Origin of the sequence: Bacillus cereus group sp. N8, assembly GCF_016483685.1 — a bacterium.
Classification (GTDB): Bacteria; Bacillota; Bacilli; order Bacillales; family Bacillaceae_G; genus Bacillus_A; species Bacillus_A proteolyticus.
Genome location: NZ_JAEHBK010000237.1, coordinates 1 through 234 on the forward strand (window position 1 = coordinate 1; position 234 = coordinate 234).

The following is a 234-nucleotide window of genomic DNA, read 5'->3' on the forward strand; positions in this document are numbered from 1 at the left end:
ATATAAAACAGAGCCAGAACCGATAAAATAAACAAATGCATTTGCTTTTTCCTGTTTCTTCATTTCCTCAATTCCAAAAAGGATACACATAATACTTAAAAGGATAAATACGAATTGTAAAAGCACAGAGAAGTTTGCAAAGAGTCTAAATATAGCGAGGATGAGGGCAATCGTTTCTATTATAATTAGAATGTTCTTTAACATATAATACTCCTTTAGAATAACAGTATAAAT

1 protein-coding gene is annotated in these 234 nt (G+C 29.1%); it reads right to left on the minus strand.

Annotated elements, in window-relative coordinates; genetic code table 11:
• Positions 1-204: DUF3953 domain-containing protein (locus JDS80_RS31130; protein WP_199640847.1), on the minus strand; the 204-nt coding region annotated here is incomplete at its 3' end.
• Between the last annotated feature and the right edge of the window lie 30 nt (positions 205-234).